We start from the raw sequence: 22,153 nt of genomic DNA, 5'->3' as shown, positions 1-22,153 counted from the left end.
CCCTGCGCGATGGGTTACGGCTTATACGTGCTCGCCCCGGCGAGACTGGGCTTGGTTGTCACCGTCCTCGCGAAGATGCTGCCGCGCGCTTAGCGAGGAGACACCTGCCACTAGGTGTGAGCCGGCGGTCCCTAGGGACCCGCCGCCGTCAGTTAGAACTTCATGGTCACGCCGGCATAGACCGTCCGTTCGGTGCAGCTCTTGTTGCTCGTGCCGTTGGCGAAGAAGCAGATGCCGTTGGCGGGGTTGCTGCCGTCGAGCCCGAACTTGTTCTGCCAGTAGCGGTACGCCACGAAGGCCTCGACGAAGTGGGCGTATTTCTCACCCCACAGCGCCTTGCTGGCGTCGAAGCTCAGGCGGATCGGTTCGGCGTTGATCTCCGTCTCGGTGTTCCAACTCGGCGGAAGGCTGTAGGGACCGTAGGCGCCGGTGCCCTTTGGCCCGTAGATGCCGACATGTCCGCTCACCGAGAAGTAGCGCAGGCTCTCGGGCAGGAAATCGAGCTCGCTGCCGTAATCGACCTCGAGCGCCCAGGTCGGGTTGTAGTGCAGGTTGCCGTCGATCGTTCCGGTATAGCCTGGCGGCATGAGGCCGTAGTACGGCGGCCTGCCGTAGAGACCGACGCCGTACGGGCTGTTGCCGGCATTGTTGGGGTACGCATAAACGGAGTGATTCCATTCCTGATAGTAGAGCGGGGCGACGGTCAGATAGCTCCTGTATGGCAGGTCGAAGGCGAATTGCAGACCGGCGACAATGGCCTCCTTGGCCGGTGCCGAGTAGCTCAGCGTGGTTCGTCCGTCGCCGCCGATTTCGAACGAGACGTTGCGCAGCGATCCCGCCCGAAAGGCCGTGGTGTTGAAGATTTCATTGAAGCCGAGCGTGCTGCGTAGCGAGGCGTTGATCTCCATCGTGCCCGCGCATGGCGCGTCCGTGCCGAACGCCGGATGGCTGTAGATCGCGGAGCAGGGCGACGCGGGGTCGCGATGATCGGACTTCAGCACTTCGGCATAGAGGCGGTTGGTGCCGTAGGCCCAGCTATCGGTGTGGATGAAGGCGTAGACCTGCTTCACGGTCTTCGCGGTTTCGCCGGGAGAGGTCGCGTTTGGCAGCACGCCATAGGTAAAGGTGTTGTCGACGCTGGTGAAGAACGGCGTGCCGAAGGGCGACAGCGACGGTGTTCCGGGCACGGGTGCGCCCAGCTTCACGGTCACGCCGGAATAGATACCGTTGCTGGAGCAACTGCCGTTGTAGTGACCCTTCGTTACGCAGGAGGTGTCGTAGGCCTCGGCATAGCCGCTGATGTTTCGGTCATAGCGCCAGGCGGTCCAGATATCCACGAGATGCGCATAGTCAGCGCCCCAGAACAGCTTGCCGGCGTCGAGCGTCAGGCGGACCGGTTCGAGCGCGTAGGCGATAGTCCGATTGCTGAGCGGGCTTCTCGGATACGGGCCGTAGCCGCCATTGCCGTCCGGGCCGCGGATCGAGCCCCGCCCGCTGATCGCGAAATACTGCAAGTTCTCGGGCAGGAAGCCCAGATCCATGTAGTAGTTGAAATCGAATCCCCAGGTCGGGGAGAAGTGCATCACGCCGTCGGGCAGGCCGGGATAGGGCGGCGGCATCGACAAGGCGCCGCCGAAGCTCGGCGGATGTAGCTGCGCGCCATGCTGCATCCTTTGAAAGTACATCGGGCTGAGGTTGAAATAGCCCTTGTAAGGCAGCTTGAAGCCGAATTGCAGGCCGGCCAGCACGTCGTAGTTGCTGGACGCGGTGAAGACGTTCGTCAGCAGCGCGTCGCTGCCGACCAGGAACGAGATGTTGGTCAGCGGGCCTGCGGAGAAGATGTTGGTGTCGAACAGCTCGTTCCATCCGAGCGTGCTGCGGATCGACGCCTGCCCCGCGACGCCGCCGGCGCATCGTCCAGTCGGTGCGAGCACGGGTCCGAGGCACGGCGCGGTGGCCGCGCCGTGATCGTATTTCGACATCAACAGCGAGAAGCTGTTGGTGCCATAGGCCCAGGCGTCGAAATGGGTGAACGCCAGCGTCGAGCTCTGCGAGTTCGCGGCGTAGCCGGGAACGCCGCCGTTCGAGAACGACGAGAAGGTGACGCGGTTGTCGTTGATCAGGAAGAACGGCTTCTCAGCGCGAGGCGGCGCCTTGAGCCTCAACGTCGTCTTCGGCGTGTTGCCGGTGTCACTGGCTGCCTGGTCCGCCGCGTGCGCGGCTGCAAGCATGCACAACAGCCCGGCGACTGCGCCAGGGAATACGCTCTTCCGCATCATGATGCCCCCCAATGTTGTCACCGACCCGAATCCCCATCGCACCATTCGGGTCGTCGCATCCGCTAGTTTCGGATCTCCTCAACCGGCGGCAGGCGCCAGCGGCCTTCCAGCAACTCGTTGCTCGGGAGATAGCAGCGCATGATCAGGCTGAACGGGCCGCTGCTCGGCGCCGGCAACCAGTTTGCAGTCCGGTCGCCGCCCGGATCGGCGCGGCTGATCCAGAGCGTGATCGAGCCATCCGTGTTGCGCCGAAGTCCCTCGGTCCGATCGCCGATGGCGTAGCGGCGCAGCGGGTTCTCTGCGAGAAATAGCTGATTGTCGTCGGCGATCTCGTACATCGTCAGCGACCAGAAGGCGTTCAGCGGCATCCTCGCGGGCAGGCGGAGCTGGTAGCCGGCCGTGCCGTCGAAGAAGCCGTTCTCGAGATTTCCGGCAGCCCGCATATACATGGCTTCGGCGACCGGCAGCGCGCCGATGCCCCACAGCGCCACCACGGCGCGATAGCGGTAATGCTGGTCGAAATCGCCGAGGCAAGGGAGTGGGTAGCTCCAGCCATCGATGAACGCTCGGCGCTTTCCGGCTGACATCAGCGCCGATCGCGCCCTGGTGAGGCCGTCCGCCATCGCGTCCACCTCCGCTGCCGTCGGCTCGGTCAGGTCGAGCACAGGCGCGATGCGGCGAAGCAGGGCGACATCGGTTGCCGGTGGCGGATCAGATGCCAGCAAGCGCCTGACGCTGCCGAAAAGCTCGGGCGCGGCGGCGTTGCGGTCCGCATACGCGTCGAGCGCAGCGCCAGATACGCCCTCGAGCGCGAAGCCGTCCTGCACGCGGTGCGTGGCGTCGAGATCGGCAGGACCATCGACCAGCGTTCTGATCAGCAGCCAAGCGTGCGGCGTCGCGACACGCACGACGTTGGGGCCGGAGCCGCTCTGCCCGGGACCGACGATCGTGAAGGTGCCACCTACGTTGCCGATCGTGCGTGTGCTCAGCACGGCGTTGTTGTTGGTGAACATGTCCATCAACGCGGCGGAGTAGTAGCGATCGCCGGTCGCCGGGATCGTCAGACGTAGCGGGCCTCCACTCAGGTCGAGCCATGCGATCGAGTACAGGGTGTCGTTGTTCGGCGTCGTGACCCAGCGATGGGTGTGGTCGAGCAAGGCGCGCTGATGCGACAGCACGTTCGATCGTCGCGTGCGCTGGCGCAGGGCCGCCATCTCGATCAGCGGCAGCGCGTAGATGAAGGCCTCACCGGCGGCCTCGGCGAGGCGGGCCTCCGGGGCTGCAGGGGCAAGTGCCGCATCAGCGGCGGGCGCGGTGTCGGAAGCAATTCGCTGAGGCTCATGTCACGTACTCCAGATGCGGCGGTCGGTATGTGCGGCTTTGTCTTGTGATCGGTCGCACTCGATCATGACGGTGCAGCGGCGAGGTTGAAGGCGGGCTCGGGCGCTGTCCGGTAGCGGCCGAGCGATAGGAACAGCGCGACCGGGACGATCTGCAGGGCCGACAACAGCAGCAATGGCGTGACCACGCTGTCGCTCAATGTCGACAGCCGGACGAACGCAACCGGTCCGGCGGCAGCGCCGATGCAGAACGCGAACAGAAGCCAGCTAAAGACCTTGGAGACGGAGCGCGTGCCGAAGTAGCGCCCGGCCAGATAGGGCATCAGGTCGGCTTCACCGCCGATCGCAAATCCCATCAGGATCGAGGCGGCGGCCATGGTTGCAACTCCGGTCGCAGTCCCGTTGATCAGCATCGACGTCGCCATCAACAGCACGGTCAAGATGCCGACGACACGTGCGTGCAGCCGGTCGAGCAGAAGTCCGACGAGAATGCGGCCGAACAACGCGGCGATGGCGCCGATCGCCTGAATCCAGGCGACATCGGCCGCGGTCACGTCGCCGCGTCTCGTCAAGATGTACATCGTGTTCGGCGCGATCGCGTAGAACGACATCCCGATCGCCGCAAAGCAGAGCGCGAGCTTCCAGAAGGTCGCGGAGCGAACGATTTCCGCGGCGCCGATATCGGCCTCGGCGACCTCCGGTTCGGCAATCTGCGGCCGGCTGCCGCTGTCCGGCACTGAAGCGTCGGCGGGCGGACTGTCCTTCACCAGCCACGCCACGAGCGGCAGGCAGACGACGATCTCGAACGCGGCAAAGGAGAGCAGGGCGGCCGACCAGCCGTACCGCGTGATGATCCCATGCGCGGCCAGCGGCACGATAAAGCTGCCGCCGGCCTGCGCGCTTGCGGCAAGACCAAGGGCAAGGCCGCGCTTGCGATCGAACCAGCGCGAGATCGCCTTCGCGTAGGAGACGACATTCGTCCCTGCGCCGACGAAGCCGAACAGGGCGGCCGCGAGATAGAACTGCGACAGCGAAGGTCCGACCTGGCTCAGAACGACGAGCGATATTGCGAACAGCGCGATGCTGGTGGCGGCAAATCTGCGCGATCCCAATCGATCGAGTGGCCAGGCGCAGAACAAATAGGCGATCATCGTTGCCGACAGCACGATGGTTGCGGCCTGGGCCACCTCGGTCTGGTTCCAGCCGTACTCGTGCGCCATTGCGCTCGTGAGCAGCGCGAAGCCACTGGTGAAGATCGGCGCCGCGCCGAACGAAATGCCGATTCCCGAGCCGATCACGACCTTCCAGCCGGGGCTTATAACCTGCCGCGCCATGCTGGCCCGCGTCACGTTTCAGCGGTGAACGTTGGCTGCGGAAGCGCCGCGCCAATCCGCGATGCAGCATTGCGGCTGAACGACACGTTGATCCTCCCGAAATATTTTTGCATATGTTTATGCAGTTATAAGTTTGGCGTTTGCGCGATGTCAAGCCGTCCGTGCTGCGTCGATCATGACTTTGCGAGCTGATGCACCGTGACCCAGGAATCGAGCAGGATCTCGCGCCGACGCGCGAACAGCCCGCCCCAGACGTCTCGATTCGGTTGCGCCTGATGCTCGGGCTTCGGCTTCCAGTAGCGGCTCTCGTCCCACGCGGTGAGGCTTGGATAGTTGACGATCATCAGCACCAGCGCCGCGCCGTCGGCGGTGGGCTGGCGGCAGTTCCAGAAGCCCGCGATGCGCATTCCGGTGTCGGCTTCGGACGATCGCCAGGCCTCGGCGCTCAGCGCCGTCAGGGCTTGCACCTGGTCCGGCGCGACCACGAACCAGCGATGGGTGTAGATGCCGTCGGCGGTGCACGGCATTTGGCCGCGGGCCAGCGTGTCGAACACGCGGCTGCGGACGCTGCGGGTCGCCGCATTCTCATAGCAATGCGGTGCAGGCTCGCCGGTCCAATTGGTGACGACGGTGACGATATTGCTCGAAACCCCGATCAGCGGCTGGAACACTCCGAGCAACTGGGCGCTCGGAGGCGGCCCGTTCGCTTTGATCGCCCTGGCGACGTCCTCGCCGCGATTGGGCTGAACGACAAGCTCGTCGAAGCGCAGGATGCGGTAGTTGATGTCTGACAACGGCTCCTCCCTGTTCGTCCAGCCCCAGACGCGGTCTTGCCGAGGACCGACTGGCGGCGGATACACCGCCGTCGTGGTGGCCGAGCCAATTCCTCAGGTACATCTTATTGCATAAGATTGTGCAATAATAATGCAGCCGGGCGGGCGGCGTCAAGCCGCATGGACTTGGCCCGGGAGGCGAGGGAGCGTCATGGCGCTGCGGTCGTGGCTGATCGATCGCGGCGCTGCAACTCGGGGTGCGCAAAAAATCGCGGCACGGCTGCCTTGCGAATATTGTCTCGCGCCCGGTTTTGCTATGAGAGAGTCAAACTCTTGAAGGATGCGATTGCATGGTTTCCCGCTCGCCCCGCGCTGAATCCGTTGCCGAGCCCGTCGATGGCCGGCGGCAACGCGCGCAGATCACCCGCGGCAATATCATCGCCGCCTGTATCGCGCTGCAGAACGAAGGCGTGCTGCGGCCCTCGTCGCAACAGATCGCCGAACGCGCCGGCGTTTCGATGCGGACGTTCTTCTTGCATTTTCCGGAGAAGGGACAACTCAGGCAGGCGGTGCTCGAAGCGTTGACGCCGGACCGGATCGAGCCGCCGCCTTCCGAGGCCATTCTGCATGGCGGGGTGGAAAATCGCATCGCGCAGTTCATCGACATGCGCGCCCGCAGGCTCGAGACCATGACGCCCCATCGTCGTGCCTCAAATGCGATGATCGAGACCTCACCCATGCTGCAGAAGCACCGCCTCCGGGTGCGCAAGGCCTTCCGTGATGTGGTGGAGCTATGGTTTGCCGTCGAGCTCGACCGGCTGCCCGAGGACGAACGGCGGAAATGGCTCGTGGCCATCGCAACCCTCGTCGATTGGGAGATGTGGCAGTCGCTTCGCACCTATCCGAGCCGTAGCATTGCCGAGGCCAAGGATTGTCTCGGCCTCCTGCTGACCGCTGCCTTGCGGCAAATGGCAGCCGAGACTTCGAAATAGGTGCAAGCGTCACCGAGGAAAGCGAGCCGGTGTCGGCCGAAATGCGCTCATCGGTTGAAATGCGTGAGGCGAGACTGATCTGCTGTCGATCCGACTACCACGCGTGCCGGCTCATCTTCCCCTTGTACTCCTGTTTCCTGTTGTGCTCCGGCTGCTGCCGGAATCGCCGCTCGCCGCTCCAGGAGCGGCGGGTGGCGCAGCGCCGCCAACGCCACCGGAAGGTCCGATCCGCTGTCCGGGCTTGGTCGGAAGCGCGCTCCCGCCGACGCCGCCTGAAGGAGCCGCTCGATCTCCGGGTCTGGGCGGCGGTGCAGCGCCGCCCACGCCTTGTGCGAGCAGTTGAGCCGGCGCGAGGGCGAGACCGACGATGATCACGATCGCGTAGGTGTTCTTGCGCATTGTCGTCTCCGAATTGCCGCTGGAGGTCGATCACGCGACAGGCGCCAACGGAAAGCGCAGTTGCAACGTTCGCAGTGTTGGTCCTGTTCCGAATGGCCATCGTGACGGATGCACGTTGGCGTGACCGCTCAATGCATACCAGCCCCACCATAGGCGGGCTAACTCTTTGCGGGAGACGCGCCACCTCAGACGCGGGCGGATCATGGCGAAGAAAAGGAAAAGAACAATGAGGAACCGCAAGAAACAGTTGGCTGTCACGTCGCTTACGCTTGCTGCGGCGGCGTTCGCGTCTGTCGCGTATGCGTCGAGCGCGTCGGCGCAGTGTCAGGAATGCGCGCAGTATCCGGATCGTGATCCCTTCACCCAGGGCTTGGTGGTGAAGCAGACGCCCGCACCGGCGGTCCGGCCGAACAGTGCCACATTGCCGCGTTCCACGAGGAACGCACACGCGGAAATGCGCGGCTATAGCGGTCGCTCTGTCGGCAAAGCGTACCATCGACATTACTGACGACGCTTGATCAAGCGGCACGTCCGGGCAGCGGCTCCCGCACGCCGGCTCGCAATATCGCGACGGCGGTGGCGGCGCGGACAATGCAGACATCTCTAGCAAACGTTGCTATTGCCGGTGTTCGGCAACAGCGAGGGCTGCGGGATGGTTGTTCCGGACTACGTGGCGGCGATCACGAACTCCGCCGTGACCACGACGCTCAGTCCGTTCGATCCGCGTGTGGTCGGCACGTTGCCGCTTGGGCTCGCGGTACCCGGCAGCGACATCGATATCGTCTGCCACGCGGCCGACCCGAACGCTTTCGCGGCGGTGGTGTGGGAGCAATATCACCTGGCCGATGGCTTTGTGCTCTACCGATGGATGTCGGGCACGCGGCCTGCGATCGCACGGTTCAGGTGGGACGGCTGGCCGTTTGAACTGTTCGGCGACACGCGTCCCGTGGAAGAGCAGCCGGGCTGGCTCCACTTCGAGGTCGAGCGGCGATTGCTCGCGCTCGATGATGGGCGGCTCCGTCAAGCCGTCGGCACACAAAGAGCCGCTGGGAAGAAGACTGAGCCGGCCTTCGCCGCCGTGCTCGGCATCGGCGGCGATCCCTATCGTGGATTGCTCGAACTGGCCGCGGCGAGCGATGCGCAGTTGCGCGCGCTGCTCGCGGCCAGGGATTTCGCTTAAACGTCAGGCGATCGCGCCCAGCGCGCGGCGGATCGCCGCGAAGATCGCCTCGATCTGCTCCTCGGTGATGATCAGCGGCGGCGAGATCATCAAGGTGTCGCCGGCCGCGCGGATCAGGATGCCGTCATCATAGCTGCGCGTGGCGCACTCGGTGCCGCGCGCACCTGCTGCCCCGTCACGCGGCTTGAGATCGATCGCCGCGAGCAGGCCGATGTTCCTGATATCGGTGACGTGGGGCGCGTCTCTCAGCGCATGCGCGGCCGCCTCCCAGACCGGCGCGATGCGCCGCGCGCGGTCGAACAGGCCGAGGTCGTGATAGACGTCGAGCGCGGCGAGCCCCGCCGCACAGGCCAGCGGATGCGCCGAGTAGGTGTAGCCGTGGAACAGCTCGACGGTGTTTTCCGGCCCGTTCATCAGCGCCTGATAAACCTTGCCGCTGGTGATCACGCCGCCCATCGGCACCGCCGCATTGGTCATGCCCTTGGCGCAGGTGATGAGATCGGGCGTCACACCGAGCGCGTTGGCCGCGAACGGCGCGCCAAGCCGGCCGAAGCCGGTGATGACTTCGTCGAAGATCAAGAGGATGCCGTGCTGGTCGCAGATCTGGCGCAGCCGCTCAAGATAGCCGACCGGCGGCGGAAAGACGCCGCCCGAGCCGGTAACGGGCTCGACGATGACGGCCGCGATCGTCGAGGGATCGTGGATCGTCAGCAGCTTCTCCAGCTCGTCGGCGAAATGCGCGCCCCATTGCGGCTGGCCGCGCGAGAACGCCGCATGCTCGGGATCATGGGTATGCGGCAGATGGTCGACCTCGGGCAGCAGCGGGCCGAAGTCGCGGCGATGGCGGACGATGCCGCTCACCGACAATCCGCCCCAGCCCATGCCGTGATAGGCCTTGGCGCGCGAGATGAAGCGGATGCGGCTCGCGTCGCCGCGGGCGCGGTGATAGCCGCGCGCGATCTTGAGCGCGGTGTCGACCGATTCCGAGCCGGAATTGGTGAAGAAGACGTGGTCGAGCCCTTCGGGCGCAATTTCGGCAATGCGTCCGGCCAGCTCGAACGCGGCCGGGTGGCTCATCTGGAACGAGGAGACGAAATCGAGCTTCGCGGCCTGATTCTGGATCGCCTCGGTGATCCGCTTCTGGCCGTGTCCGGCATTGACGCACCAGAGCCCGGCCATGCCGTCGAGAATGCGGCGGCCGTCCTGCGCCACGTAATGCATGCCCTCGGCGCCGACGAACAGGCGCGGATTGGACTTGAACTGCCGGTTCGGCGTCATCGGCATCCAGAACGGCTCCATCGCCTCGCGGGTGAGGGGCGTGTTCGACATCTCTGCGTGCGGCGAATGCATGGAGGCCTCCTGTTATTTCCTGACGTTGTTGATGTGGCCGTAGGTCGGATTGTCGGTGACGCGTATAAGCTTCGAGGCACTTTCCAGGTGCCTGCGCAGCAGCGCTGCCGCGGTCTCGCGCTCGCCGGCCTCGAGCCGGTCGAGGATTTCAAGATGCTCGCGGCAGTTCACCAGCACGCGCTCATAGCCGAAGGTCCAATCATAGTTTGCAAATCGGCGCAGCCGGTTCTGCTGCTGCACGGCGACCAGCAGGAAGCGGTTGCCGGAGGCGGCGGCCAGGCCTTCATGGAAGGCCGCATTCATCTCGTAGAGCGCGATGCTTGCGGTGTCGTTCCACGGCAGCTTCATCGTCTCCCGGTGACGTTCGCGCATCTCTGCGGCCCAGGACGGATCGAGGCGGAAGCCGGGCTCCAGCAGGCCGGCGGGCTCGATCAGGATCCGATAGCGGTAGCTTTCGTCGCGCGCGGCGGCATCTGCGATGATCGGCTGGAAGCGCCAGCCGTGCCCGGGCTTGCGCTGCACGGCCGCGACCTCGGCAAGCTTGGTCAGCACGCGCTGCACCACGGGACGCGTCGCGCCGTAGCGCTGCATCAGGTCGCGCTCGGAGACATCGATCGGAAGGCGCCCGCTGCGCCGGTCGCGCGCGATCGCAAGGAATAAGCGGTCGGTGTCGGCGGGGACGGGTTTGGCTGCAGCCTTCCGCGCAGGCGGCACCGTATCGGCCACGAAATAGCCGCGGCTCGCGCCGGGCCGCACCAGGCGGCGGCTTGCCAGCAACTTCAGCGCGGCGCGCACCGGCGTGCGCGACACCTGCAACCGCTCCGCCAGCGCCACCTCCGCAAGCCGCGCGCCGGGCGCGAGCTTGTCCGCCCGGATCACCTCCAGGATGCTCGCCGACAGTTCGCGCTGAAGGCGGCTCGGCGCCGCCTTCGGAGTGGGCAAAGATTTTTGTTTCATGTCGCCACAAAATACATTAGCCTTCCTCGAAAAGCAAAAGGAAGTTGGCGCAAAGCGATGGTCGAACCATTTCCCCTGATCGAGATTTCCGGGCCGCCGCATGAGCGCGGCAAGCAGTATGGCCGCCAGGCAGCGGATCGCATCCGCAAGGGCACGTCGCACTATTTCGCGCAGCTCAAGGAGCTTTCGCTCGACGCCGCCGGCGTGGCCGCGCTGGTGGGCGATTATCTCCCGATCGTCGAAGCGTTCGAGCCGACCTATATCGAGGAGATGCGCGGCATCGCGGAGGGCGCCGGCGTCCCGTTCGAGGACGTCGTGCTGCTCAATGCCCGCACCGAGATCCTCAAGCTCGCGGAGCCGTCGGTTCGGGCGCGGCTGAAGACGCCTGACGAGCCCGATGGCTGCACCGGCGTCGTCGTGCTGCCGCAGGCAAGCGCCTCCGGGCGTCTGATCCATGCCCAGAACTGGGACTGGAAGCGCGAATGCGCCGAGACCGCCGTCGTACTGAAGGTGCGCCGCGACGATGGTCCCGATCTCATGACCTTCACGGAGGCCGGCGCACTCGGCCGCTGCGGCTTCAACGCGGTCGGCATCGCGATCACGGCGAACTATCTGCAGTGCGACCGCGACTATCGCCAGATCGGTGCGCCGCTGGCGCTGATCCGGCGCAAGGTGCTGGAGAGCGATCACGTCGCGCTGGCGATGCGCACGGTCTATTGCACGAAGAAATCCGCCGCGAACAACATGATCGTCAGCCATCGCGACGGTGTCGCGATCGACTTCGAATGCGCGCCGGACGAGACCTTCCAGGTGCATCCCGATCGCGGGCTCTTGGTGCACGCCAACCATTTCGTCAGCCCGGTGGCGCTCGGCAAGCTCAGGGATACCGGTATCGCCAGCACGCCGGACAGCCTCTATCGCGATATCCGGGTGCGCGAATTGCTGCAACCGCATCTCGGGACGATCAGCTTCGAGACCGTCAAGACGGCGTTGTTCGACGATTTCGCCTATCCCTGGTCGGTGTGCCGGCCGCCGCGCCGCAATCTCAGCAACAATCTCAGCGCCACGGTCGCGATGGTGCTGATGGAGCCGGCCAGCGGGCTAATGGAGGTCGCGCCGCTGCCGGCGCTGAACCGACAGTTCACCAGCTATCGGCTCGAGGTAGCGGCCAGCCCGCGCAACGAGGCCGCGCCGTCCGCGACCGCGAGGGCGTCGTGATGATGCCGGGTCGACGGTCGCGAGCATTGCTGACGGTCGGCTTGATGGTGCTGTCGGCCGCGCTCGCGGCGGTGCCGGTCGGGGCCGCAGCCGAGACCCTGCTGCGCACGCGGCTCAACGCCGACATCCGCTCCACCGATCCCGGCACCAACCGCGACGCCAACACCGACGGCGTGATGGCGCATATCGTCGAGGGGCTGGTCGCGTTCCGCGACGATACCTCGATCGGGCCGATGCTGGCGGACAGTTGGACGGTCTCGAACGAGGGCAAGACCTATACCTTCCACCTGCGCCAGGGCGTCAAATTCCACAACGGCGCCGGCATGACTGCGGCCGACGTGGTGTGGTCGTTCAAGCGCTGGCTCGATCCTGCCACGCAGTGGCGCTGCCTGTCCGAGTTCAGCGCGAATGGGATCGCCCGCATCGACAAGATCGAGGCGCCTGATGCGCAGACCGTCGTCATCACGCTCGACCAGCCGACCGCGCTGTTCCTGCCGACCATCGCGCGGCCCGATTGCGGGCAGACCGCCATCATCCATCGCGACTCGGTCGGGCCGGACGGCAAATGGATCGCGCCTGTTGGCACCGGGCCGTTCAAGCTCGGCGAGTGGAAGCGGGGACAGTATGTCGATCTGGTGCGTTTCGACGGCTACGCCGCGCGGGCCGAGCCGCGCACCGGCTACACCGGCAACAAGACCGCGGTGGTCGACCGTGTCCGCTTCAACGTCATTCCGGACAGCTCGGCGGCGAAGGCGGGCCTGCTCTCGGGCTCGCTGGATGTGATCAGCAACCTCGCGATCCCGGATCGCGACGACCTCAAGGCGCGGCCGGACGTGCAGCTCAGCATCACGCCGGCGCTCGGCGTCACCGGCATCCTGTTCCAGACCCGCGATCCGCTGTTGAAGGACGTCCGCATCCGCCGCGCGATCGCGCTCTGCCTCGACACGCCGCAGATCGTCGATGCGGTGATGCAGGGCACGGCGCGGCCGAACAATTCGGCGCTGCCGATCGGCAGCCCGTTCTACGGCGAGGTCGAGGCGCACGGCTACACCCAGAATATCGCGGAGGCCAAGAAGCTCCTGGCGCAGGCCGGCTACCACGGCCAGCCGATCAAGATGATCGCCAACAAACGCTACGCCTTCGTGTTCGATTCCGCGGTGCTGGTGCAGGCGATGGCGCAGGCGGTCGGCATCAATATCGACATCGAGGTGCTGGACTGGGCCGCCCAGCTCGACCGCTACAACCGCGGCGACTACCAGTCGATGGCCTTCGTCTACTCGGCGCGGCTCGACCCCTCGCTCAGCTTCGAGATGCTGACCGGACCGAAGGCGACGCAGCCGCGCAAGGTTTGGGACAACCCGGAGGCGCAGCGAATGCTGCAGGAGTCGATGATGATCGACGACAAGGCCAAGCGCCAGAAGCTGTTCGACGAGCTGCATCGGCGCTTCATCGACGACGTGCCGATGGTCGTGCTGTTCAACGGCTCCGAGATTTCCGCTCTGCGCAAGAATGTCAAGGGGTATGCCGGCTGGCTGTTCGCGCAGCCGCGCTTCTGGGGCGTCAGCGTCGAGTAACGGGAAGGAATCGCGGCGATGCTGGGCTACCTTGCAAGACGGCTGGCGATGACGATCCCGACGCTGCTGCTGGTGGCGGTCGCGGTGTTCACGCTGGTGCGCCTGATCCCGGGCGATCCGGTGCAGGTGATGCTCGGCGACAACGCCGATGCCACGCAGGCCGCGCAACTGCGCGCGCAGCTTGGGCTCGACCAGCCGGTGCCGCTGCAATTCCTCTACTGGCTCGGCAAGCTCGCGACCGGCGACCTCGGCCACTCCATCACCAACAACCTTCCGGTGCTGCCGCTGATCCTGGAACGCTTCCAGGTCAGCGCCGTCATCGTGTTGGTCGCGGTGGGCCTTGCCGCCTCTATCGCGGTCGTGGCCGGCCTGATCGCGGCCTGGAAGCAGAACAGCGCGCTCGATCTGGCGATCGTCGGTAGCGCCACGCTGCTGCTGTCAATCCCGAGCTTCTGGCTCGGCCTGCTGCTGCTCTTGCTGTTCGGCCTCACGCTGAAATGGCTGCCGGTCATCGGCTACGTGCCGTTCTCGGAGAATTTCTGGCAGGCTTTGATGTTCATGCTGCTGCCGGTCGCAACGTTGACCATCGTCGAGATCGGCGTGCTGACGCGGATGGCGCGGGCGTCCTCGATCGAGGTGCTGCGGCTCGAATATGTCACCCATGCGCTCGCCAAGGGCGTGCCGGAATGGCTGGTGCTCGGCCGCCACGTGCTGCCCAACGCCTTCGCGCCGACCTGGACCCTGATTGGCCTCGTGCTCGGCCATCTGCTCGGCGGCATCGCTGTGATCGAGACCGTGTTCACGCTGCCGGGCCTCGGGCGGCTGCTGGTCGATTCGATCTTCGCGCGGGATTATCCGGTGGTGCAGGGCTGCCTGCTGTTCACCGCGGTGATCTATGTCGTCGTCAACCTGATCGTCGATCTCTGCTATCCGCTGTTCGATCCGAGGGTGACCATCGCATGAGGTGGCGCGCCAACACCATCATCGGCGGGGCGCTGATCGCGCTGCTGCTCGGCACCGCGGTCACTGCGGCGTTCTGGACGCCGTTCGATCCGTTGCGGATCAATCTAAAGGCGCGGCTGCAACCGCCGTCGTCGATGTACTGGCTTGGCACCGACGAGTTCGGCCGCGACGTACTGAGCCGCCTGATGGCGGGCGCCAGCGCCAGCGTCGTGGTGGCGCTCGCTACCGTCGTGCTTGCGGTCTGCATCGGCGTCGTGGTCGGCGGCGTCGCCGGTTATCTGCGCGGCTGGACCGATCGCATCATCATGGCGATCAATGACGCGCTGCTGGCGTTTCCCGGCATTCTGCTGGCGCTGGCGGTGATGATCGTGATCGGCGCCAACAAGTCCGGCCTCGTGCTGGCGCTCGGGCTCGCCTACATTCCTTCGGTCGCGCGCGTCGTGCGCGGTACGGTGCTGTCGATCCGCGAGAAGGAATATATCGAGGCCTCGCGCGTGATCGGAAACTCGGAATTCTACTCGATGGTCCGGCACGTGCTGCCGAACGCGGTGGCGCCGGTCGCCGTGCTCGCGACCAGCATGTTCGGCTGGGTGCTGCTGGCCGAGAGCGCGCTGAGCTTCCTCGGTCTCGGCGTGCCGCCGCCGGCGCCGACCTGGGGCAACATGCTGGCGGCAAGCCGTCCCTACATGGAAACGGCGGCCTGGCTCAGCATCGCGCCCGGGCTGTGCATCGCGCTCACGCTGCTCGGCATCAACCTGCTCGGCGATTCCTTGCGCGATCGTCTCGATCCCAGGATGGCACACGGATGACGACACCGCTGCTCACCGTCGATCATCTGCGCATCGAGGCCGGCAGGACCGGGCTCGTGGTGGTCGACGACGTCTCGTTCGCGATCGAGCGCGGCGAATTCCTCGCCGTGGTTGGCGAGTCCGGCAGCGGCAAGACTGCGGCGGCGCGTGCCATTCTCGGCCTGCTGCCGCCGGGGCTGCGCCGGGCCGGCGGCCGGATCCGGCTCGACGGCGAGGACCTCGCGACCGTTGGGCCGCACCGCATGCGCGCGCTGCGCGGCCGTTCGGTCGGCATGGTGTTCCAGGAGCCGATGGTCTCGCTCAATCCGGCGATCAGCGTCGGCGCGCAGATGGCCGAGGGCCTTGCGCTGCATGAGACGCTGACCAAGCGCGAGATCAAGTGCCGCTGCCTCGACATGCTGGCGCGGGTGCAGATCCGCGATCCCGAGCACACCTTCAATACCTATCCGCACGAGTTCTCCGGCGGCATGCGCCAGCGCATCATGCTCGCTTCGGTGATGCTGTTGAAGCCGAAGCTCTTGCTGGCCGACGAGCCCACCACCGCGCTCGACACGCTGAGCCAGCGCGAGGTGCTCGACCTGATGGTGGAGTTGGCGCGCGATCACGGCACCTCGGTGATGCTGATCACGCACAATCTCGGCCTGGTGTCGCGCTACGCGCAGCGCGCGGTGGTGCTGCGGCAGGGACGGGTGGTGGAGACCGGCAGCGTCCGGCAGATATTGTCCGCGCCGCGCGAAGCCTACACGCGCCAGCTCGTCGACGCCCTGCCGCGCCGTCGCGCTGCGGCGCCGCGGCGCGCGGCGGGTGAGCCGCTGATGAGCGTGCGTGGGCTGAAGGTGTCGTTCGGCGGCCGGCAGCGCCTGTTCCGACGCGACGCCGACGTCGCGGCAGTCAACGGCGTCGATCTCGATATCGGTGCCGGCGAGACGGTGGCCGTGGTCGGCGGCAGCGGATCGGGCAAGACCACGCTGGGTCGCGCCATGCTGCGGCTGATCCCAGCGGCCGGCGGCGAGATCCGCTTTCAGGGCAGGGACGTGACAGCGCATGACCGCGCGTTTCGCCTTGCCGCGCAGCTCGTGTTCCAGGATCCGTATTCGTCGCTCGACCCGCGCATGCGCGTCGGTGAGATCGTTGCCGAGCCGCTGCGTCATGTCGCGGGACTTTCGGCCACCGAGCGCAATAAGCGCGTCGCCGGCATGCTCGACGAGGTCGGGCTCGACGGCTTCGCCGAGCGCTGGCCGCATGAGCTCTCCGGCGGGCAGCGGCAGCGCATCGCGATCGCGCGCGCGATCGTGCGGCATCCGGCGTTCGTGGTGGCGGACGAACCGGTCTCCGCGCTCGACATGACGATCCAGGCCCAGGTGCTGAAGCTGTTCGAGCGGCTGCAGGCGCAGTACGGCTTTGCTTGTCTTTTCATCAGCCATGACCTTGCCGCGGTCGAGCAGGTCGCCGATCGCGTGGTGGTGATGCAGGGCGGCCGCATCGTCGAGCAGGGCACGCGCGACGATGTGTTCGATCGCCCGCAGCATGACTACACCAAGGCGCTGCTGGCGGCGACGCCGGTGCTCGACTTTGCCGGACCGACGAATATGCGGGCGTCGGGCTGACGCGCTGCCGCGCGAAACATCTCCCATGGTGCATGGCCGCGCAGCCTGCTAGGTTTGCGCGTCTAGATAGCAACAAGCGCCGCAGCAGTCGGCGTTTCGCGGGGGAATTCCAATGCAAGAGAAAGTGACCGGCGTGCGGTGGGTCGTCGCCGCGATTGTATCGATCGGCGTTGCGACAACCGCGCCCGGCCATGCTGCGTCCGTTGCGCCGGTCGCGGCCGAGCACGGCATGGTGGTGACTGCCCAGCATCTGGCGACGATGGTGGGTGTTGATGTGCTCAAGCGGGGTGGCAACGCCGTGGACGCCGCGGTGGCGGTCGGTTACGCGCTCGCCGTGGTCTATCCGGCGGCCGGCAATCTCGGTGGCGGCGGCTTCATGACCATCCAGCTCGCGGATGGTCGAAAGACCTTCCTGGATTTCCGCGAAACGGCGCCGAAGGGCGCCACTGCCAACATGTATCTCGACAAAGACGGCAACGTCATCAAGGGCCTGTCGACCAAGGGCCATCTCGCCGTCGGCGTGCCGGGTTCGGTCGCCGGCATGGAATATGCGCGCGAGAAATACGGCACCATGAAGCGCGCCGACCTGATCGCGCCCGCGTTGCAACTGGCGGAGGACGGCTTTGCGCTGCGCCAGGGCGACGTCGACATGCTGCATTCCGCGACCGACGACCTCAAGGAAGACCCGGCTTCGGCCGCGATCTTCCTCAACAACGGCAAGCCGTTCGAGGTCGGCGAGCGGCTGGTGCAGCACGAGCTCGCCGAAACCCTGCGCGAGATCAGCAAGCGCGGCACCGACGGGTTCTACAAGGGTTGGGTCGGCGCCGCCATCGTGGCCTCGAACCAGGCCGGCAAGGGCCTGCTCACGCAGGACGACCTCGACAACTACAAGGTCCGGGAACTCGCTCCCGTCGAGTGCGACTACCGCGGCTACCACGTGATCTCGGCGCCGCCGCCGAGCTCGGGCGGGGCGATCATCTGCGAGATGTTGAACATTCTGGAGGGCTATCCGCTCAAGGAGCTGGGCTATCACTCCGCGCAGGCCGTGCACTACCAGATCGAGGCGATGCGGCATGCCTATGTCGACCGCAACAGCTATCTCGGCGACCCCGACTTCGTGAAGAATCCGCTCGAGCATCTGCTCGACAAGAGCTACGCCGCGAAGATCCGCGCCGCGATCGATCCGAACAAGGCCGGTGTGTCCAGGGACATCAAGCCGGGCGTTGCACCGCACGAGGGCAGCAACACCACGCATTATTCGATTGCCGACAAGGACGGCAACGCGGTGTCGGTGACCTATACGTTGAACGACTGGTTCGGCGCCAAGGTGACGGCGGCCAAGACCGGCGTGCTGCTCAACGACGAGATGGACGACTTCACTGCCAAGATCGGCGTTCCTAACCTGTACGGCCTTGTGCAGGGCGAGACCAACGCGATCGTGCCGGGCAAGCGTCCGCTGTCCTCGATGAGCCCGACCATCGTTACCAGGGACGGCAAGCCGGTCATCGTGGTGGGCACGCCGGGCGGCAGTCGCATCATCACGGCCGTGATGCTGACGATGATCAACGCGATCGATTACGGCATGAACGCGCAGGAAGCCGTCGACATGCCGCGCTTCCACCAGCAATGGCTTCCGGAGCCGACCAACCTGGAGCGCTACACGCTGTCGCCGGACACGCAGAAGATCCTGGAGGGGATGGGACACAAGTTCGGTCCGCCGCAGCCTCCCAATCACCTGGCGATGATCATCGTCGGCGCACCGGCGCTGGGCGGCAAGCCGGTCGGCAACAATCGCTTCTACGGGGCGAACGATCCACGCCTCAACACCGGACTGGCGGCCGGCTACTGAGCGTGTCGTTGCGATGAGGGCAGGCTAAGTCGCTCGCGGAATCGGCCGGGCCTCAGGCGACCGCCGATGACCTGTTGTCCGCAGGCTCAGCGGTGAGGAGGAGCCGCCGGCGAATCGCATCCTCGACCAATGCCAGGGTCTGGCGGGCTTCGCGTGCCTCGGCCTCGGCGGCCTGGGCACGAAGCTCGATCGCCTCCAATTGCCTCTGCTGGACTTCGATGCGCTTTTGCGCTTCGTCGAGCGCCCGGGATGCCTCTCTCAGCTTGCGTTCGGTCGCGCTGATGATCTCGAGCTGAGCCCGCTCGGCGGCCTCGGCGCGTGTCTCGGTGGCACGAGCCCGGTCCTCGATGCTGCGAAACAGGTCCGCCGCCTGATGGACGAGGTCGAGGGCCTCGGCACCCACATCGGGGGCGGACGGCTTCGGAAGGTCGAGAATGTTTTCGCCGGTTGCAAATGGCTTTCTGAAGCCGCGCAGTGCCATGATGGTCAGCCGAGTCATGATGGGCCATGACACGATGTGGCCGATATGGTTAATGAATGGCTAATCGTGGCCGATTTCTGGTTGTGCCGTTGGAGTCCGAAGCCTCAATGGTGCAGTTGCCGGAGCTGGCGCGGGCGCGAATCCGGTTCCACAACGGGCCCAGCAACGCACGGGAAGGGGCTGTGGGCGGAGCGAATCGGCGACGTCGCGCGCATGTGATCGGCGCGATGACGACCGGAATGTGACGACAGCCGAATTGACCGGTTCAATCGACGAGGGGACAGGGCGCGCCGAGTGCGACGGATCGCTCGGTTCGGCCCACCGAGCGCGGCTGCTCGGCCGCTCGCTGATTTGGCCGGGAGTGCGACCCCGGCTCTATGGCATAAGTTTGGCGGCTGACCCGCTATTATTCTCCCGCATCGAATTGCAGGTATCCGGAGCGACCGATATACCGACCGCCTGTGTGGCCGGCAGCGGGCTCAGAATGAGCCGCGTATTCGCCACGGGACTTCGTCGATGAGATTGCTGTTTCGGTTCTTTGGATTTCTGTTCACTGCAGGATCGATCCTGTTTCTGGCTGGCCTGGCCGCGGTCGCGGGGCTGTTCTGGCATTTTTCCAAGGATCTGCCCGACTACACGCAGCTTCAGAACTATGAGCCGCCGGTGATGACGCGCGTGCACGCAGCCGATGGCTCGCTGCTCGCCGAATACGCCAGGGAGCGCAGGCTTTATCTCCCGATCCAGGCGGTGCCGAAGCTCGTGATCAACAGCTTCCTCGCCGCAGAAGACAAGAATTTCTACGAGCACGGCGGCGTCGATTATACCGGCATGGCGCGCGCTGGCCTCGCCTATATCCAGAACTACGGTTCCAACCGTCGTCCTCAGGGCGCCTCCACGATCACCCAGCAGGTCGCCAAGAACTTCCTGCTGACCAACGAGGTGTCGTTCTCCCGCAAGATCAAGGAAGCCTTGCTCGCGATGCGGATCGAGAAGGCTTATTCCAAGGACAAGATCCTCGAGCTCTATCTCAACGAAATCTATCTCGGCCTCGGCGCCTACGGCATCGCGGCCGCCTCGCTGGTCTATTTCGACAAGTCGGTGAAGGAGCTCACCATCGCGGAAGCCGCGTATCTGGCGGCGCTGCCGAAGATGCCGGCCAGCCTGCATCCGGTGCGTAACCACGCGCGCGCCGTCGAGCGGCGCAACTATGTGATCGACCGCCTGCAGGAGAACGGCTGGATCACTGCGGCCGACGCCGACAAGGCGCGCAAGGAGCCGCTGGTCGTCACCAACCGCGCCAGCGGCGCGCATACCTTCGCCGGCGAGTATTTCTCGGAAGAAGTCCGCCGCGACATCTTCGAGCGCTACGGCGAGAAGAAACTCTATGAGGGCGGCCTGTCGGTGCGCACCACGCTGGATCCCAAGATCCAGGTGATGGCGCGCAAGACCATGGTGGCGGGGCTCGTGAACTATGACGAGCAGCAGGGCTATCGCGGCGCGATTCAAAAGCTCGACATCTCCGGCGACTGGGGCGTGCGTCTCGCGGACATCAAGTCACTCTCGGACATCTCGCCGTGGCGGATGGCGGTGGTGCTGGAGACCAGCCCGCAGTCGGCGCGGATCGGCTTCCAGCCGGGGCGCGAGCTCGGCGGCGCCATCAGCAAGCAGCGCGAGACCGGACTTGTCTCGCTCGACGGCGTGAGATGGGCGAGGGCGGCCTCGGGGTCGCTGAAGGGCAAGACACCGACCTCGGTCGCGCAGGTGCTGCAGCCCGGCGACGTGATCTACGCCGACCCGCTCTACAAGGACGGACATCTCGTCGAAGGACAGTACCGCCTGCGCCAGATCCCCGAGATTTCTGGCGCGATGGTGGCGATGGATCCGCGGACCGGCCGTGTGCTCGCGATGGTCGGCGGCTTCTCGTTCGACCAGAGCCAGTTCAACCGCGCGACGCAGGCCTATCGGCAGCCCGGATCGACGTTCAAACCGATCGTCTATTCGTCGGCGCTCGACAATGGTTACACGGGATCGAGCGTCCTGGTTGACGCGCCGATCGAGATCGACCAGGGGCAGGGCAACGTCTGGCGGCCGGAAAACTTCGATGTCGGCAGGTATATGGGGCCGATGACCTTGCGGAATGCGCTGCGGCTGTCGCGCAATACCGTGACGGTGCGGCTCGCGCAGGAGATCGGCATGCCGCTGATCGGCGAGTACGCCAAGCGCTTCGGCGTCTATGACGAGCTGCCGAACTATCTCTCTTACGCGCTCGGCGCCGGCGAGACCACGGTCATGCGCATGGTGACGGCGTATTCGATGATCGACAATGGCGGCCGCCGGGTGAAGCCGACCCTGATCGATCGCATCCAGGATCGCTACGGCCACACCATCTTCAAGCACGACCAGCGCGACTGCATTGGCTGCGATGCACCGGAAGGATGGAAGAACCAGCCCGAACCGCAACTGATCGACCACCGCGAACAGGTGCTCGACGCCATGACCGCCTACCAGATCACATCGCTGATGGAAGGCGTGGTGCAGGCCGGTACCGGCACAGCGCTGAAGGAGGTCGGCAAGCCGATCGCCGGCAAGACCGGCACCTCCAACGAGGCCAAGGACCTTTGGTTCGTCGGCTTCTCACCGGACCTCGTGGTCGGTCTCTATGTCGGCTATGACAAGCCGCGCTCGCTCGGCCGGAGCGCGCAAGCCGGTCACACCGCAGCGCCGATCGCACGCGACTTCATGAAGCTCGCGCTGGCCGACAAGCCGCCCGTTCCGTTCAAGATCCCACCCGGCATCCGGCTGGTTCGGGTCGTGGCCAAGACCGGTGCGCGCGCGGGTCCCGGCGAGACCAGCGGCACGCTGCTCGAAGCCTTCAAGCCGGGCCAGGCGCCACCGATCTATGACACCGTGCCGGGCACCGATGTGATCGACGGCACCCAGGCCGGAATTTCACCTGATGCCGATCGCGCGATCGTGCGGTCGGGGACAGGCGGGCTGTACTGAGGCGTTGAGAGATCCGCTTCGCGGGTCACGATAGCGCGCGATATT

General features: G+C 65.6%; 17 protein-coding genes. 10 read left to right on the top strand and 7 right to left on the bottom strand.

What is annotated here, in order from left to right:
* Window positions 1-152 precede the first annotated feature (152 nt).
* From P6U30_RS21960 to P6U30_RS21945, 4 genes are all read right to left on the bottom strand, one after another.
* Complete coding sequence (locus P6U30_RS21960) at window positions 153-2,300, bottom strand: hypothetical protein (RefSeq protein ID WP_407165004.1); 2,148 nt, start codon at window positions 2,298-2,300, stop codon at window positions 153-155.
* 41 nt (window positions 2,301-2,341) lie between these two features.
* Window positions 2,342-3,493, bottom strand: coding sequence for a DUF1254 domain-containing protein (locus P6U30_RS21955; RefSeq protein ID WP_407165003.1), 1,152 nt, complete (start codon window positions 3,491-3,493; stop codon window positions 2,342-2,344).
* A 191-nt stretch (window positions 3,494-3,684) separates the two neighbouring features.
* Window positions 3,685-4,953 (bottom strand): MFS transporter, encoded by a 1,269-nt coding sequence (locus tag P6U30_RS21950; RefSeq protein WP_407165002.1) that lies wholly within the window; start codon window positions 4,951-4,953, stop codon window positions 3,685-3,687.
* A 173-nt stretch (window positions 4,954-5,126) separates the two neighbouring features.
* The gene (locus tag P6U30_RS21945; RefSeq protein ID WP_407165001.1) at window positions 5,127-5,747 is read right to left on the bottom strand and encodes a hypothetical protein; all 621 of its coding nucleotides are present in this window, start codon (window positions 5,745-5,747) and stop codon (window positions 5,127-5,129) included.
* Window positions 5,748-6,076: 329 nt separating this feature from the next.
* Between P6U30_RS21945 and P6U30_RS21940 the strand changes: the two genes are divergently transcribed.
* The 3 genes from P6U30_RS21940 (at window position 6,077) to P6U30_RS21930 (ending at window position 8,297) form a co-directional block, all read left to right on the top strand.
* Entirely contained in the window at window positions 6,077-6,718 is a 642-nt protein-coding gene (locus P6U30_RS21940) for a TetR/AcrR family transcriptional regulator (RefSeq protein WP_407165000.1), read from the top strand.
* A gap of 625 nt (window positions 6,719-7,343) precedes the next feature.
* A complete protein-coding gene (locus P6U30_RS21935; protein WP_407164999.1) occupies window positions 7,344-7,625 on the top strand; it encodes a hypothetical protein in 282 nt (93 codons plus the stop codon).
* A 144-nt stretch (window positions 7,626-7,769) separates the two neighbouring features.
* On the top strand, window positions 7,770-8,297 hold the full coding sequence (locus tag P6U30_RS21930) for a DUF4269 domain-containing protein (protein ID WP_407164998.1): 528 nt from the start codon (window positions 7,770-7,772) through the stop codon (window positions 8,295-8,297).
* Window positions 8,298-8,300: 3 nt separating this feature from the next.
* Here the strand turns inward: P6U30_RS21930 and P6U30_RS21925 are convergent, their stop codons facing one another.
* Both P6U30_RS21925 and P6U30_RS21920 read right to left on the bottom strand, forming a co-directional pair.
* Window positions 8,301-9,647, bottom strand: coding sequence for an aspartate aminotransferase family protein (locus tag P6U30_RS21925; RefSeq protein ID WP_407164997.1), 1,347 nt, complete (start codon window positions 9,645-9,647; stop codon window positions 8,301-8,303).
* Window positions 9,648-9,659: 12 nt separating this feature from the next.
* On the bottom strand, window positions 9,660-10,604 hold the full coding sequence (locus P6U30_RS21920) for a GntR family transcriptional regulator (protein WP_407164996.1): 945 nt from the start codon (window positions 10,602-10,604) through the stop codon (window positions 9,660-9,662).
* Window positions 10,605-10,661: 57 nt separating this feature from the next.
* On the opposite strand from P6U30_RS21920, the gene P6U30_RS21915 reads away from it, so the two are divergent.
* From P6U30_RS21915 to ggt, 6 genes are all read left to right on the top strand, one after another.
* The gene (locus P6U30_RS21915) at window positions 10,662-11,822 is read left to right on the top strand and encodes a C45 family autoproteolytic acyltransferase/hydolase (protein WP_407164995.1); all 1,161 of its coding nucleotides are present in this window, start codon (window positions 10,662-10,664) and stop codon (window positions 11,820-11,822) included.
* Window positions 11,823-11,824: 2 nt separating this feature from the next.
* Window positions 11,825-13,396 carry an ABC transporter substrate-binding protein gene (locus P6U30_RS21910; RefSeq protein WP_407164994.1) on the top strand — a complete coding sequence of 524 codons (1,572 nt, stop codon included), beginning with the start codon at window positions 11,825-11,827 and terminating at the stop codon, window positions 13,394-13,396.
* A gap of 18 nt (window positions 13,397-13,414) precedes the next feature.
* Window positions 13,415-14,359, top strand: coding sequence for an ABC transporter permease (locus P6U30_RS21905; RefSeq protein ID WP_407164993.1), 945 nt, complete (start codon window positions 13,415-13,417; stop codon window positions 14,357-14,359).
* Complete coding sequence (locus tag P6U30_RS21900) at window positions 14,356-15,168, top strand: ABC transporter permease (RefSeq protein WP_407164992.1); 813 nt, start codon at window positions 14,356-14,358, stop codon at window positions 15,166-15,168. Before P6U30_RS21905 ends, P6U30_RS21900 begins: the two co-directional genes overlap by 4 nt.
* Window positions 15,165-16,775: an ABC transporter ATP-binding protein gene (locus P6U30_RS21895; protein ID WP_407164991.1), complete on the top strand. Its 1,611-nt coding sequence runs from the start codon at window positions 15,165-15,167 to the stop codon at window positions 16,773-16,775. The genes P6U30_RS21900 and P6U30_RS21895 overlap by 4 nt, the downstream gene beginning before the upstream one ends.
* Window positions 16,776-16,887: 112 nt before the next feature.
* The gene (gene ggt, locus P6U30_RS21890; RefSeq protein WP_407164990.1) at window positions 16,888-18,624 is read left to right on the top strand and encodes a gamma-glutamyltransferase; all 1,737 of its coding nucleotides are present in this window, start codon (window positions 16,888-16,890) and stop codon (window positions 18,622-18,624) included.
* Window positions 18,625-18,676: 52 nt separating this feature from the next.
* Here ggt and P6U30_RS21885 read toward each other — a convergent pair whose 3' ends face one another.
* A complete protein-coding gene (locus P6U30_RS21885) occupies window positions 18,677-19,123 on the bottom strand; it encodes a hypothetical protein (RefSeq protein WP_407164989.1) in 447 nt (148 codons plus the stop codon).
* 498 nt (window positions 19,124-19,621) lie between these two features.
* Here P6U30_RS21885 and P6U30_RS21880 point away from each other — a divergent pair, with 498 nt between their 5' ends.
* Window positions 19,622-22,108, top strand: a complete 2,487-nt coding sequence (locus P6U30_RS21880; RefSeq protein ID WP_407164988.1) for a penicillin-binding protein 1A — start codon at window positions 19,622-19,624, stop codon at window positions 22,106-22,108.
* Window positions 22,109-22,153 lie beyond the last annotated feature (45 nt).

Source organism: Bradyrhizobium sp. ORS 111 (genome assembly GCF_045571485.1).
GTDB lineage: Bacteria > Pseudomonadota > Alphaproteobacteria > Rhizobiales > Xanthobacteraceae > Bradyrhizobium.
Note: the sequence above shows the minus strand (reverse complement) of the source record. Positions and strands in the feature narration are given on the sequence as shown.